Consider the following 236-nt stretch of genomic DNA (forward strand, 5'->3'; position numbering starts at 1 on the left):
CGCGATTTCCAGGAGGTAAAGCGGAAACCATCCGATGCCGAATATCCCCAGGATGACAAGCACGAACAGGATCACTGCTGATGGAGTGCTGACGGGCAGAACCGCCAGGATTGCGGCAGCGCCTGCGGCAATGATGGATACGCGGCCGAATGATTGACCGCGGAGACCGGACCGGAAGCGATCGCTGATCCACGGCAGCAGAATGCGGCCCGGAATGCCCGCAAGCTGGGTTGCAG

The 236-nt window shown here is 61.0% G+C and carries 1 pseudogene; it reads right to left on the reverse strand.

Annotation, left to right across the window (positions count from 1 at the left end):
- A pseudogene (locus SB816_RS34970) lies at positions 1–236 on the reverse strand (MFS transporter); the annotation flags it as partial.

Origin of the sequence: Achromobacter sp. SIMBA_011, assembly GCF_046535435.1 — a bacterium.
GTDB lineage: Bacteria > Pseudomonadota > Gammaproteobacteria > Burkholderiales > Burkholderiaceae_B > Achromobacter > Achromobacter dolens.